The organism is Psychrobacter sp. H25 (assembly GCF_059076335.1).
In genome coordinates this window covers 209694-223621 of sequence record NZ_JCACRV010000001.1, presented here as the reverse complement: position 1 = coordinate 223621, position 13928 = coordinate 209694, and the positions used below count along the sequence as shown (strand labels likewise).

General features: G+C 44.8%; 11 protein-coding genes. 7 read left to right on the top strand and 4 right to left on the bottom strand.

Annotated elements, in window-relative coordinates:
* Positions 1-969: 969 nt before the first annotated feature.
* Both AC5JPO_RS00935 and AC5JPO_RS00930 read right to left on the bottom strand, forming a co-directional pair.
* Complete coding sequence (locus tag AC5JPO_RS00935) at positions 970-1653, bottom strand: cupin domain-containing protein (protein ID WP_493853045.1); 684 nt, start codon at positions 1651-1653, stop codon at positions 970-972.
* A gap of 240 nt (positions 1654-1893) precedes the next feature.
* Positions 1894-2757, bottom strand: a complete 864-nt coding sequence (locus tag AC5JPO_RS00930; protein WP_493842984.1) for a universal stress protein — start codon at positions 2755-2757, stop codon at positions 1894-1896.
* A 236-nt stretch (positions 2758-2993) separates the two neighbouring features.
* Here AC5JPO_RS00930 and AC5JPO_RS00925 point away from each other — a divergent pair, with 236 nt between their 5' ends.
* From AC5JPO_RS00925 to AC5JPO_RS00895, 7 genes are all read left to right on the top strand, one after another.
* Positions 2994-3527: a DUF2058 domain-containing protein gene (locus tag AC5JPO_RS00925; protein ID WP_493853044.1), complete on the top strand. Its 534-nt coding sequence runs from the start codon at positions 2994-2996 to the stop codon at positions 3525-3527.
* Positions 3528-4001: 474 nt separating this feature from the next.
* A complete protein-coding gene (locus tag AC5JPO_RS00920) occupies positions 4002-4406 on the top strand; it encodes a hypothetical protein (RefSeq protein ID WP_319052170.1) in 405 nt (134 codons plus the stop codon).
* A 230-nt stretch (positions 4407-4636) separates the two neighbouring features.
* Positions 4637-6838, top strand: a complete 2202-nt coding sequence (locus tag AC5JPO_RS00915; protein WP_493853043.1) for a dihydrolipoyl dehydrogenase family protein — start codon at positions 4637-4639, stop codon at positions 6836-6838.
* A 126-nt stretch (positions 6839-6964) separates the two neighbouring features.
* Complete coding sequence (locus AC5JPO_RS00910; protein ID WP_493853042.1) at positions 6965-8263, top strand: ABC transporter substrate-binding protein; 1299 nt, start codon at positions 6965-6967, stop codon at positions 8261-8263.
* A complete protein-coding gene (locus AC5JPO_RS00905; protein WP_493853041.1) occupies positions 8260-10023 on the top strand; it encodes an ABC transporter permease in 1764 nt (587 codons plus the stop codon). The genes AC5JPO_RS00910 and AC5JPO_RS00905 overlap by 4 nt, the downstream gene beginning before the upstream one ends.
* An 84-nt stretch (positions 10024-10107) precedes the next feature.
* Positions 10108-10752, top strand: a complete 645-nt coding sequence (locus AC5JPO_RS00900) for an ATP-binding cassette domain-containing protein (RefSeq protein ID WP_493853040.1) — start codon at positions 10108-10110, stop codon at positions 10750-10752.
* A 174-nt stretch (positions 10753-10926) separates the two neighbouring features.
* Positions 10927-11556, top strand: coding sequence for a CDP-alcohol phosphatidyltransferase family protein (locus tag AC5JPO_RS00895; RefSeq protein WP_319052165.1), 630 nt, complete (start codon positions 10927-10929; stop codon positions 11554-11556).
* A 17-nt stretch (positions 11557-11573) separates the two neighbouring features.
* On the opposite strand, the gene AC5JPO_RS00890 is transcribed toward AC5JPO_RS00895, so the two are convergent.
* Together AC5JPO_RS00890 and AC5JPO_RS00885 are read right to left on the bottom strand one after the other, a co-directional pair.
* Entirely contained in the window at positions 11574-12185 is a 612-nt protein-coding gene (locus AC5JPO_RS00890; RefSeq protein ID WP_493853039.1) for a TetR/AcrR family transcriptional regulator, read from the bottom strand.
* Positions 12186-12401: 216 nt separating this feature from the next.
* Entirely contained in the window at positions 12402-13913 is a 1512-nt protein-coding gene (locus AC5JPO_RS00885; protein WP_493853038.1) for an aldehyde dehydrogenase family protein, read from the bottom strand.
* Positions 13914-13928 lie beyond the last annotated feature (15 nt).

The following is a 13928-nucleotide window of genomic DNA, read 5'->3' as shown; positions in this document are numbered from 1 at the left end:
CGTTTATAACTTTGTCTAAATGTAAACAATGTTTCAGTATGTAAAAGTCACTGCTAAGTATTTATAATAATGACAGTTCTACTCCAAGTTAAACGCCTTCCCAAAGTAAGGAAAAATTCCAGCTGACGTTTTTCTAGTTACATAATTACTCTAAGTTCCTGTATCTTTTGTATATTTTATCATGTCCAATCTGAAATTTTCTAACTTAACACAAATGTGTATCCTATAATCCTCATCATAAAGCTCTTAACTTTTGATGTTTTTGATGCTATCTAGATGTGGCTAACCCTTTGTATCAGCACACTTAATCATTATAAAACTAAAAATAAGTACTGTTTATGAATACGCATAACTATTTTTAACTTCTATTAAATAATGCGAATTTTTTACAATTTTTTCTTAAAAATAAATTTTATAAATCAAATACTAATTAATATTCGGTTATTTAGTCAATATATAATCAAATCTATTTATTTCAACGAAAAACCTATGGGATTTTTGGAATGATGCCATAAATATTAGCCGACATAACTAGGCTAATATCAGATGATACTTATTCCCTATCTGTTTTATGCCTATAAGTATTTTGAGAACACTGATAGGCGTCTTAGGTCCTTAGACTATTAGTAGGGTCTGATGTGCTCAACGGCATGGGATACTATATGGATGGCTTATTTTTGCAAGACGATAGTAGACCTATCTTATTTCAGATATTACTGCTTGATAATTTGTGAATGTGCTGGAGTGATATTGAACAGAGCGCGAGCTAGAGAAACTGTGTTTATGAATGCAGATAGAAAATCTGATACTACTATACGAGGAGGTGTTTTATCGACACAGAGTTATACAAAGTCGATTTTTAAGACACCAGCTCGCCGTATAGTTGACACATCAAATATAGAAAATTAGTGTGTCAACTATTTTGCTCGCTGGTCGTTTATATGGGTAATATGCTTCCAGAACGATTTTTTAGGTGTTGTCTATTTCTGAACCCACCACTTGGCTAAGGTGCCCTATCTTTAGATATATCGTAGCACCCTTTGGTCCTGCCTTGGTCTGTGCATATGTGTCTGTAGGTAGACGTATCCACCCATCACGCTGATATACTTGTCCCTCGTCTAGCAGCTCACCTGCCAACACTAACAACTCTGCACCGCCGCTGACAAGATCAGTAAATAGCAACTCGCCAGCGTCTATACGTAGCAAGCTCACCTGCTCAGTCCCATTTGAAAAAAGAGGACAGACATCACGGTTGCTTTGTCGCTGCCAATTGGTCCTATCTTGAGTGTCGATAGCCACATGACTTGATTCATCAGATGTCATTTGTCGCAGTTTAACAAAGATCACCGCGCCTTCATCGCTATAGGGTTTGTGACCTGAGTTTGGCGGGTTACGTAAATACCAACCTGCTGGATAATGTGTGTCGTCTGCAGAAAATGTTCCTGACAGTACTAGAATCTCTTCTCCGCCCGGATGCATATGATGCGGAAAATAAGAGTTCGGTGCATAGCGCACAAGACTAGTTGCACGGGCTTTTTCTTCACCCACGCGGTCTAGCATGACACGCTCTACGCCGCTCTGAGGCGACTGTACCCATTGATGGTTTGCAGGTGTAAGGGCAGCACGGCATGAGAAATCTGCATTGATACGCATAAAGTATTCCTAGGATAATGTGAAGTTGCTGAATCACTCATCATCCAACTCAAGCGGTTATTTGGCGCGCTAGATAACCGCTTATGACAATGAATAGTGAACGCTGACGATATGTGCGTAGACCATATGTGCTTAGACCAATAGCCTAGCAAAAGCTTGTGTGAGCTTAATCTAGTGTCTCTCTAATAAAGAAACAAGCAGCCTAACAAAAAAAGCAGCAAGGACTTACTGACATACCAATTAACGCACTAAAATGACAGGTGACAACGTACTGGCGATGATTTCTGTTGTGGTGCTCCCAAGGAATAGCTGCTGCCACTTAGAGTGTCCGTAGGCACCTACCACCATAATATCGATATGATTATCCACTTGAAATGTTAATAACCCATCAACAGTATCAGCAGCAGATAAGTGGTGTGCTTCAACCACAAAGCCTGCGTCCTCTAGCTCAGCCGCGGCGCCGCTCATACTTTGCTTGGCAGCCTCATTATGATTACCCACCATCACGATATGACCTTTCAAGCCTTTTAATAAAGGGCTTTTTGCTACCATCCATGCCGCTTTGATGGAGGTTTTACTCCCATCAAACGCAATCATATAGGATTTAGGCGTTTCAAAGGTCTCTGAGCAGATCAGTATGGGTATGTCTGATCCACGAGCCACCGTCTCGATTTGGCTACCAATATTGATTCGGCTGTTTTTATGATCTTCACCGCGCCGTCCCATCACGATTGCACGGTTTTCTGTTTTGAAGTGTTCAATACTAGGCAACAGCTTACCGTGGCGCTGATACACGCGCACATTGACATCGGCAAAGTAATTTTGGATATGACTTTTTGCGTCTTGTACCAAGGCATTGCTATAGCTATTAACGACCTTTGCTCTTTGCTCATCTAATTGCGACAACTCTTGTAGCAAGAACTGGCGACTGTTTACCCCTATCGCCCCTGACAAGTCACGTCTGACTGAAGCGGGTACATCGCTGACATGTAATAGCCCAACAGGTAGGTTCAGTCTGCTGGCATACCATGCTGCATAGTCACAAACCGATTCGGTTACTGCTGAGCCGTCAATACAAGCTAAAATATGCTGTGAGGTTGTCATAATCCATCCTTAGATTGTGTTATTTATTCTTATATAGCTTGGCATATACCGCCAACCTACGCCCTCTATGCGAGAGAAAGCGTTACAAACGCTATCCCTTAATTCGATGATAACCAATTTGGACGGTTTCAGCCAGTGCGTAACCACAAGCGCTACTAAAGTTTGCTACAATACCTCCTTTAGTATTTATGATTCAGCATTTAAGACTTACGTATCGTTATTTAGGTGATTAAATTATGGCAAAAAACGCCCTACAGGCTCAACTATTAAAGGCTGGATTGGTCGATAGTAAAAAAGCCAAAAAAATCAGCAAGCAAACTCAGCATGCCAAGCGTACTGGCGACTCAGAAAGTCTAGAGACCAAAAAAGCGCTGGCAGATGCCCAAGCAAAAAAGCTTGAAAAAGATCAGCAGCTCAATCAACAAAAACAGCAAGCGCTAGAAGAAAAAGCATTAAAGGCTAATATCATCCAAATGATTAAGCAGCATCAAATAGCGGATACAGATGGTGAAGTCAGTTATCAGTTCGTCGATGAGTCTAAAGTAAAGAAAATTGCTATCACACAGAAGCTGTATGATCAGATCGTAGCAGGTCATGTCGTGATCGCACGACTAGAAGACAGCTACGCTCTACTTCCTCGTCCATTGGCAGATCGCATCGATACAAAAATGGAAGGCTTCATGGTCGTGTCTAATGGCACCGCTGAAGAAGTACTAGAAGAAGATGATCCTTACGCCGCTTATGTGATTCCAGACGATTTGATGTGGTAGGTATCTTTTACTGCTGTACTGCTTAGATAAGTTTGTAGTCAAAACCCCTTCATAGAATCAGTGTTCTATGAAGGGGTTTTGCTATCTAGAGTCAGCTGGCGTAGACATTCGCTTACCAAACTGCTTGGAAATGCATTGTCTACAATCAAAAAAACAGCACCGATGACCGGTTATGCTTCTTTAAGCGACTATTGCTGGTTTGGTCGAAAAAAGTAACCAAGCCCTATAAATACCATATTATGAATGTATAAGCTTGAACAGTCATTCAATAACCACTACAATGCGATTTTAAGGTATTCAGCGGTAATCTTTTATTTATATTTGAGTAATCACTCAAATATATAAGTATGTCGACTATGTCTATTGACATGTAATAGCAGACGTTTGCACTGTCATCATCTACGTAGATTACCTATATAGCTGTGTTTATATCGTTTTTAATTCACTTTCACCCTTTCTTAGAAGAGATCACTCATGCCAAAACACTTACCTCTCTCATTACTATTACTTCGACTGGGTGTTTTTATTGTCTTTCTTGTTTGGACACTAGACAAATTCGTAAACCCTGAGCATGCTGCCAATGTATTTGCTAAGTTTTATGCTCTAGAAAACTTGGGCACTAGTATGGTTTATGCGGTTGCTAGCTTGCAGATCATTCTCATATTGTTATTTGTCGCGGGTTTATTCAAAAAATGGACATACGGTATTATTTTATTGCTCCATGCTGCCTCGACCTTTGCCACCTTTCATCTTTATCTTCAGCCCTTTGACAACTTGCTGTTCTTTGCCGCATGGCCGATGCTAGCTGCTTGCTTGGTACTGTTCTTGATGAGAGACTATGACACTTGGACACTGGGAAAAAACGCTGCTGTGGCATAATTTTTGGTTGCATCTGCTGTTAGACTCTATAATTACCAAATAATATAAATACCAGACAGCAGGTTGCAGGTCATATACTATAGTTCTGAGGTTTTACGTTTTGTCTCAGGCATACCAGTAAACCGTTCAGCGCAGTAGCTCTATACAATTACTACCATCACGTCATGACACTACTCATAGTGCAATGACGACGACTTTAGCCTTCGCCATACTATTGGGCCGGATCCCTCATGATTAAGAGAATATTTTTAATACTATTAATATTGATACTAGCGGCAAGTTTTTTTTATTTTGACCTCAATCAATTACTGACGCTTGACGGCTTAAAAGGGTCGATGGCTCAGTTCAATGAGTATAAGGCACAGTCGCCGTTATTGGTTATCGGTGGCTTCTTCTTACTCTATGTGGTCGTCACTGCCCTATCCTTGCCAGGCGCTGCTATTTTGACTTTGGCAGCGGGAGCACTGTTCGGTTTGGTTCAGGGCTTACTGATTGCCTCATTTGCCTCTACTATAGGTGCAACGCTCGCTTTTTTGACCTCACGTTATCTGCTGCGCGATACCATCAAGCAGCGCTTTCCTGAGCGTCTGGCAGCAATTGATAAAGGCGTTGAAAAAGAAGGCGCGTTTTACTTATTTACCTTGCGATTGGTACCGATATTTCCGTTCTTTTTGATTAATCTGTTGATGGGCGTTACCGCTATCAAGTCATGGACTTACTATTGGGTGAGCCAAATCGGTATGCTTGCTGGTACTTTTGTTTTTGTAAATGCAGGGACACAGTTGGCACAAATTGATAGTCTATCAGGGATCTTATCATTCGATTTGATCCTCTCATTTGCGCTATTGGGCTTGTTCCCATTGATCGCAAAAGGAGTGATAAATATGTTCAAAAAAAGACGCGTCTATAAGAACTATAATAAGCCCAAAACATTCGATCGCAATATGATCGTCATCGGTGCAGGTGCAGGCGGTCTAGTGACCAGCTACATCGCCGCGACCGTCAGGGCAAAAGTCACCCTGATTGAAGCAGGAGAGATGGGCGGGGACTGCTTGAACTATGGCTGTGTCCCAAGCAAGGCCATTATTAAAAGTGCAAAAGTCGCAGAGCAGATGCGTGATGGTGAGAAGTATGGTCTTGAGAATACCATGCCGCATTTTTCATTCAAAAAAGTCATGGCGCGCGTGCACGATGTCATCGCGGAGATTGCACCGCACGATAGCGTCGAGCGCTACACTGATCTGGGCGTTGAAGTCCTAAAAGGGTATGCCAAACTGATCGATCCATGGACAGTAGAGGTCACCCTCAATGATGGTGGCACTCAGACGCTCACGGCACGCACTATTATACTTGCCACTGGTGCACGTCCCTTTGTCCCGCCGCTTCCAGGTATTGAGGAGACAGGTTATGTCACCAGCGATACTTTGTGGGAGAAATTTGCAACGCTTGATGAGACACCCAAAAAGCTCGTTGTGTTAGGTGGTGGCCCTATTGGCTCTGAGCTGGCACAAGCATTTGCGCGTCTAGGCTCAGACGTCACCCAAATCGAACGCAGCACACGTCTTATGAAAAAAGAAGATGAGGAAGTCTCCGAGTTTGCTCAAAACGCACTAGAGGCCAGCGGTGTCACGGTTTTGACATCACATCAAGCGGTTCGCTGCGAGATTCGTGATGGCAAAAAGTACATTATCGTTCAGCAGCTGGGTGATGAGGATAAAAGCAGTCAGCAAAAAGGCCTACAAGAAAATCTACAACCAGAGATGGCGCTTGAATACGATGAGCTACTGTGTGCAGTCGGTCGCAGCGCTCGTCTTGAAGGTTATGGACTAGAAGCGCTCGGTATCGAGACAGATCGTACGGTGGTTACCAATGAATATCTAGAAACGCTGTATCCTAATATTTATGCAGCAGGCGATATTGTTGGGCCTTATCAGTTCACACATGTCGCCTCACATCAAGGGTGGTATGCTGCGGTCAATGGCTTGTTTGGTCACTTTAAGAAGTTCAAAGTTGATTACCGAGTGATTCCATGGACGACCTTTATTGATCCAGAAGTCGCTCGCGTGGGTTTGAACGAGCAAGAAGCAATCGATAAAGGCATTGATTTTGAAGTGACGCGCTACGACTTTGAAGAATTAGATCGTGCGATCACTGATAGCGCTGCCAAAGGCTTTATTAAAGTCATTACACCCAAAGGCAAAGACAAAATCCTAGGGGTTACGATAGTGTCCGAGCACGCTGGTGATTTGATGAGCGAATTTGTACTCGCAATGAAACATGGCTTGGGACTGAACAAAATACTTGGTACTATTCACACCTACCCAACATGGGCGGAGGGCAACAAATATGTTGCTGGCGAATGGAAACGCAACCATGCCCCTGAAACCGTATTGAACTGGTTAGAGAAATATCACACATGGCGTCGTGGTTAGTCGCCTGTATGGCCATTGAGTGACCTGATCGACAAAACAAGCCTGAGATCATCTGGTTGAGCTAAGGCGTGTCCCTAATAGTTTTTATCAGCTCAACTCAGATATATAAGCATAATGGAAGCTTCAATGGACCCAACCTCTTCTCTACTGATGCTAAGACGCTCCACAAGATGCAGTGCTTATGCAGCAATGCTTGGCATTTGTATTGGTATTTCTGCCAGTACCGCATCAACCAATAGCACCATGAGTGACCAAGCGTTATCGCCATGGCAACAGATAGAGGCGCAAGGTAAGAACCAAGACGTTTATTTTTATGCGTGGGGCGGCGATCCACAGATCAATGCTTATCTACAGTGGGCGGCCAAGCAGGTTGATGATAAATATGATATCAACTTGGTTCATGTCAAATTGAGCGATACCAGTGAGGCTGTCAGCCGCGTACTCGCAGAAAAATCAGCCAACAATAACGATCAGGGTAGTGTTGATCTGGTATGGATTAATGGCGCTAACTTTGCCACTATGAGTGAAAACTCATTGTTACTCAAGCAATGGGCAAATAAACTGCCAAATTTCTCATTAACCGATCCCAATAATAATCCGACAGTCAATTATGATTTTGGTGTACCAACCGAAGGAATGGAAGCCCCTTGGGGACAGGCATCATTGACCTTTTATTATGACAGTCTCTCTGTCAATACACCGCCGACCACCCTTGATGAACTCAGCACTTGGACAGCACAGAATCCTGGACGCTTTAGCTATCCAAAGCCGCCTGACTTTTTGGGTATGAGCTTTTTAAAATACGCCTTGGTCATGCTCCATGAGCAGCACGATACTGACACGAGCGAGAATACCAAAGCACAATTAAACCTGCCTGCCACTGAACAAAACACCGCGCTCGTACTAGATCCATTGTGGACGTTTTTAGATGATTTTCATCCAACGCTATGGCGTGATGGTGAGCAATTTTTACAGACAGGAGCGCAGATGCGCCGCTTAGTTGATGATACCGAGCTGAGTCTCGCCTTTACCTTCTCAGCGCCTGAAGTGCCTGCCGCCGTTCAGCGGTTTGATCTGCCCAAAAGCATACGCAGTTATGCCATGAGTGATGGTAGCCTGAGTAATACGCACTTTGTTGCCATTCCTTACAATACAAGTCACCCACAAGCCGCGCAGCTAGTCGCTAACTTTTTGATGAGTCCAGAGGCGCAGGCGCATAAGCAGACCCCTGCCGTATGGGGTGACAAAACGGTATTGGTCCAGTCGACGCTCAGTTCTGAGCAACAAGCATTGTTTGATAGTAAGCAAACACATCCAAGCGCCCTACCCTTTGACAGCATCACGCGCACAGTGAGTGAACCGCATCCAAGCTGGGTAGATGCCATTATGCAAGGTTGGCAAATGCGTTATGGGGTAAGCCCATGAGTCAGGGTTTTGACAAAATAGCAAAGACGCAAGCGCGCGCCAAACCTATTGTCCTTGAGCAAACAGACTGTTTTACACGTATTGTCACTTTGAGTCCAAAACTCTTGGTTCTGATACTGATACTACCTGTGCTGGGTGGTTTGATTGGTGTGGTGCTACCTGCTTTTGGCTGGGTGCCTGCGCTCGATAGAACCACGCTCAACTTACAGGGGTTTACTGAGCTTTGGCAAACGCCAGGACTTACTCAGATGGCAACCTTGAGCGTTGCTACTGGACTCATCAGCACCCTACTTGCTTTTATTCTCGCACTGATGATATTGGCAGCCTTTTTTAACAGTATTTGGCTACAACGTATTGAGCACTTACTAAGCCCTATCTTAGTCATTCCTCATGCCGCAGCCGCTATTGCGGTAGGGTTTTTGATTGCGCCGTCTGGGATGTTTGCAAGGCTCATCTCTCCGTGGCTCAGCGGCTGGGCGTTGGCACCGAATGGTATATTGCCACATGACCCTTATGGCATTAGCATCATTTTGGGCTTGACCTTAAAAGAGCTCCCATTTTTGTTATTAATGGCGTTAGGCGCGTTAGCACAGCCTGAGCTTGGTAAAAAGCTACGACAGCAATATAAAGTCGCACTCAATCTCGGCTACTACCCGATCACTGCTTTTTTTAAGGCAGTATTTCCTCTGTTATACCCTTTTTTACGTCTGCCCATATTGGCGGTACTCGCTTATGCCAGTGCAAGCGTCGAGATGCCATTGATACTCGGTCCTAACACCCCGCCCACGCTCGCCGTCTCTATCATGAATTGGTTCAATGATGTGGATTTGACCTTGCGTATAAAGGCCTCTGCTGGAGCACTATTACAGCTGGCATTGACGGCAGGGTTGGTCGCTTTTTGGTTGGGCAGTGAAAAAGCCATCAAAGCGTGCTGCGGCGCTTCTTTGATAAATGGCAAACGCCGATATGCGGATACAGCATGGCAAAAAGTTACTGGTGTACTTACTGTCTTCGTTATCGGTTTTATGCTGCTCTCGCTTGTGGGTTTGGTATTATGGTCTATCGCTGGATATTGGCGATTCCCAGCAATGCTACCGGAGCAGTTTGTCTGGCTGCATTTTGATAGTGCCTTTGCACAGATGGATACGCCACTTTTTAACACCCTAACTATCGGTCTTGTCAGCACTGCATTTGCGATTGTACTTGCCCTATTGTGTTTAGAAGCTGAGCAATTGCGTGCAAGGCACCTTTCAAACTTGACCAGTTTGATTATTTACTTACCACTACTGGTGCCCAGCATTGCCTTTTTGTTTGGCTTGGTGTGGATGCAGCAATTGATCAATTACCAATCAGCATTTTTCAATGTTGTCTTTGCGCATGTGTTATTTGTCTTACCATATGTTTTTTTGTCACTTGCCAGTAGCTATCGACGTCTAGACCCTCGCTTTGCCCATGTGGCAGCCAGCCTAGGTGCAGCACCAATTAAGGTGTTCTTTCAAATCAAACTGCCGCAATTATTTGCCCCGATTTTGATTGCTATCGCACTTGGTCTAGCGATTAGTTTTGGGCAATATTTACCAACATTATTAGCAGGCGGCGGTCGTATCGCCACGATAACGACAGAAGCGGTGACACTCGCGAACGGTGCCAGTAGGCGCACCAGTGCCGTTTATGCCATCATACAAATGGTGCTGCCACTCATCGGTTTTATACTGGCTTGGATATTACCAAAGTTATTTTTTAGAAGTGGCGCTCGCTAGCAGTCTAATCGTTCATAAAAACGGTCACCAAAAATATCAACCATAAAAATATCAGTCGTTCAAAACGCATATAAAGGGTTCTCGATGCCATCAACTTTACAGATAAAAGACTTGCAGCTGTTTCGTCAAAACGAGCGATTACTCAGTATGGATGAGCATATCGCTGGTGGCGACATACTCACCGTGATGGGACCTTCTGGTAGCGGCAAGTCAAGCTTACTGAACTGGTTGACGGGATCATTATCCAAGGATTTTACGGCAACTGGTACGGTATGGCTAAATGATCAAGACGTCACTCACCTGCCAGCGCATATGCGAGGTATTGGCGTACTCTATCAAGATGCATTGCTATTCTCGCATTTGTCAGTGGCAGACAATATTGCTTTTGCGATGCCAAAAAACAATAAAAATGGTGGTAAAAAACAGCGGCTTGAAAAAATAGAGCACGCGTTAGCACAAGTAGGTTTGGCAGGTATGGGAGATCGGCATCCTGATAATCTATCAGGTGGTCAACAAGCGCGCGTGGCATTACTACGGACCTTGCTTGGCGCACCCAAAGCCATACTACTGGATGAGCCCTTTAGTAAGCTTGATACTCAGCTCAGACAAGACACGCGCCAGCTGGTCTTTGAGCAAATACAGACATACAAGCTCCCTGCTATCATGGTGACACATGATGAGAGCGATGCCAAAGCAGCAGGCGGCAAAATCATTCATCTTGAGCGATAGCCAGCCAACCTTGATCATCATGCTCAGACGTCCAAAGACAGTATAGTTGATCCAATTTAAGAGTGGTACAAGGCAACCGAGTGAAGATGTATCTGTCATACTTCAAGCGAGGTTAACGCTGTAACGCTTTTATATTGGATTGACTATATAAGCAAAATACAAAAGGCAGATCGCATGCTAGACAAATTTATTACGCCTATTATCAAACCGATATTGAGTCCTGTCGTCGTGATCTTGCACCAACGCGGTGTCACCGCAGATCAGTTGACAGTCGCTGGGTTCTTGATTGGGATGCTAGCATTGCCACTCATTGCCTTTGGGCTGTGGTATGGCGCACTAGCAGCCATTATTGTGAATCGACTCTTTGATGGTCTCGATGGCGCATTGGCACGTCATGCACAGCAAAGCTCAAGCGCAGGTGGTTATTTGGATATTACGCTCGATTTTTTATTTTATGCCGCCGTGCCACTTGGGTTTATATTGGCCAACCCTGCACAGAACGCTATTGCAGGCGCGTTATTGCTAGCGGCGTTCATAGGAACTGGGTCGAGCTTTTTGGCATTTGCGATTGCCGCAGAAAAATTCAAATTGGATAAACCTCAGTTTAAGTACAAAAGCTTTTACTACCTAAACGGCCTCACTGAAGGCACCGAAACCATCGCGCTATTCATCGCTTTTTGTATTTGGCCACAGCATTTTGTGCTACTTGCCAGTATCTTTGCGACTGCTTGCGCGATTACGATCTTTACCCGCATCCATGGCGGCTACCATACCCTCAAGCAGTTAGAGGCTTCACAGCGATAGAGATATCTAATCCACTGCTAGGCTTTTGCTGAATGATCAAGTCGCAGCGCTTCTATAGATGAGGCCATATCTTCAGCAAGATTATGAATCGCCGCACTATCGACATCACGCTGTGCGAATGCACGCAGACCCATGACCTCCGCCTGTAGTCGTCGTCCTAGCCTCACTGCATCTAGCTTACTGTCTATCTCACCTATCTGCTGAGCCTTTTTAAAGCACTCTATAAATCGCGTCTCCATCCCTACCAGTAGTAGCTCAACTTTCTCTAGTGCCCCCTGCTCACGAGCACCTAGCTCCAATAAGCTTTTGACCAGCATACAGGCGCGACTCGGCAATGCTTTATCACGAATACCGCCCAGCTGCCTGATGTAAGCGGCTAAACCTGATAAAGGCGTTTGGTGATGACTTAATACGCGCTCAAGCTCAGTCAATCCTAGACGGGCATAGTATTCTAGCGCTTCTTGAAACAGGCCATCTTTACTACCGAAAGCGGCATAAATGCTCCCTGGACGCATATCGAGCGCTTGTTCGATGTCTTTTAATGAGGTGGCATGAAAACCTTTTTGCCAAAAAAGCTGTAAAGCTCGCTCCAAAGCATCTTGACGATTATAGAGTGCGGTGCGTGACATACTATGCCCCATGTAAAAAGCCGTGACCTCATATAAAAATGAGCACGGCGATAAAATTTGAATGATTGCTCAATTTTATCCTTAATAGGCGCTTCAGTAAAGTGAATACAGGAAAATAGACTGGGTCATAAAATAGAGAACGATCATGCCCCTAGCTATCAATAGTCATATAGCTAGGGGCGCGGTTCTAAAGTATCTTATAAAACCATAAGCAATTTAATAAGTCAGCAGTACGTGTTTGCTCTTCTGGTAAGCAGATAAACCATCGCCGCCCAGCTCACGGCCGATACCGCTTTGCTTAAATCCGCCCCAGCCCGCTTCTGGCAACACGATTTGCTGCTCATTAATCCAAAGGTGACCTGCTTGAATTTGTAGTGCCATTTCCAGCGCTACAGTCTCATCTGCACTCACGATAGTCGCTGCCAAGGCAAATTTGCTATCATTGGCTAAGCGAATAGCTTCTGACGCTTCGGTAAAAATTGTACTGACCAATACAGGACCAAACACTTCCTCTATCCATAACTGACTGGTCGTTGGCACGTCTGTATAGATGGTTGGCGTCGCAAAATATCCTGCGCTATCCATGATCTTGCCACCCGTTAAGCACGTGAGCTGCTCGGTCGTGGCAATATCAACGTATTTTTTGACTTGGTCTAGTTGCTGCTTGCTCACCAGCGGTCCCATTTGCGTCTCGGTATCAAAACCGTCACCGATTTGTAGACTTGTCGTTTTTGCTTTTAAAGTCTCAAATAGCGCCTCGGCTATACTTTGGTGGACGATTAGCCGTGAAGTTGCCGAACATATTTGACCCGCGTTAGTAAATATACCACCAATAATCAAATCACAAGCGTGATCAATGTCAGCATCTGCGCATATCACGATGGCAGATTTACCGCCCAGCTCTAGGCTGATGTCTTTGACGTTTTTGGCTGCTTGACTCATGACCTTTTCGCCCACCGCATTACTGCCGGTAAACGAGACTTTATCAATCAGCGGATGACTGGTCATAGCAGCGCCCACTTCAGCTGCTCCTGGTAAGATATTTACCACGCCTTTGGGCAATCCTATCTGGGATAAGATGTTGCCTAACATCAGCTCTGGCAATAGTGTCACCTCAGACGGCTTTAATAATACCGTACAGCCCGCTGCTAGCGCCGGTGCTAGCTTCCAAGCTGTCGTCACCATCGGGAAGTTCCAGGGGGTAATCAGCGCACAAACACCTACAGGCGCGTACGTCTTTAGCAGCCTGATGCCCGACTCAAGTGTAGATACCTTAGACCATGTGGCCTGATCGGTGATGAGATCGGCATAATAGCGATAGCAAGCAATCGCATCACCAACGTCTATCTTGGCCTCCTCAATTGGCTTGCCGTTGTTTAGCACCGATAGCCCAACCAATTTATCAAACTGCTGCTCCATGGACTCTGCAATCGCGCTTAGATAACGGGCGCGTATGCTCACATCAGTCTGTGACCAGCTGGCATAAGCCTCAGTAGCAGCACTGACTGCTGATTCGACATGAGCGCTGCTACACAAGCGTGTCGTGGCAATTATTTCGCCTGAGTTGGGGTCATATAGGGCATGGCTATTTTTATTATCAGAAACGGTAGTGAGGCTGTCAATAGCGACCCAGTCGCCATTAATATAAGCGGCATTTAATACCACTTCTTCTTGGGCGACCTGTTGGGCCTTTTGTCTGGTTAGGTATGTAGCGTTTGCTGTATTCATGAGTATTCTTACCTC

Excerpts from the sequence above, each read along its gene's own strand:
- AC5JPO_RS00935 (WP_493853045.1), bottom strand. The coding sequence starts at position 1,653 with ATGCGTATCAATGCAGATTTCTCATGCCGTGCTGCCCTTACACCTGCA.
- AC5JPO_RS00930 (WP_493842984.1), bottom strand. The coding sequence starts at position 2,757 with ATGACAACCTCACAGCATATTTTAGCTTGTATTGACGGCTCAGCAGTA.
- AC5JPO_RS00925 (WP_493853044.1), top strand. The coding sequence starts at position 2,994 with ATGGCAAAAAACGCCCTACAGGCTCAACTATTAAAGGCTGGATTGGTC.
- AC5JPO_RS00920 (WP_319052170.1), top strand. The coding sequence starts at position 4,002 with ATGCCAAAACACTTACCTCTCTCATTACTATTACTTCGACTGGGTGTT.
- AC5JPO_RS00915 (WP_493853043.1), top strand. The coding sequence starts at position 4,637 with ATGATTAAGAGAATATTTTTAATACTATTAATATTGATACTAGCGGCA.
- AC5JPO_RS00910 (WP_493853042.1), top strand. The coding sequence starts at position 6,965 with ATGGACCCAACCTCTTCTCTACTGATGCTAAGACGCTCCACAAGATGC.
- AC5JPO_RS00905 (WP_493853041.1), top strand. The coding sequence starts at position 8,260 with ATGAGTCAGGGTTTTGACAAAATAGCAAAGACGCAAGCGCGCGCCAAA.
- AC5JPO_RS00900 (WP_493853040.1), top strand. The coding sequence starts at position 10,108 with ATGCCATCAACTTTACAGATAAAAGACTTGCAGCTGTTTCGTCAAAAC.
- AC5JPO_RS00895 (WP_319052165.1), top strand. The coding sequence starts at position 10,927 with ATGCTAGACAAATTTATTACGCCTATTATCAAACCGATATTGAGTCCT.
- AC5JPO_RS00890 (WP_493853039.1), bottom strand. The coding sequence starts at position 12,185 with ATGTCACGCACCGCACTCTATAATCGTCAAGATGCTTTGGAGCGAGCT.
- AC5JPO_RS00885 (WP_493853038.1), bottom strand. The coding sequence starts at position 13,913 with ATGAATACAGCAAACGCTACATACCTAACCAGACAAAAGGCCCAACAG.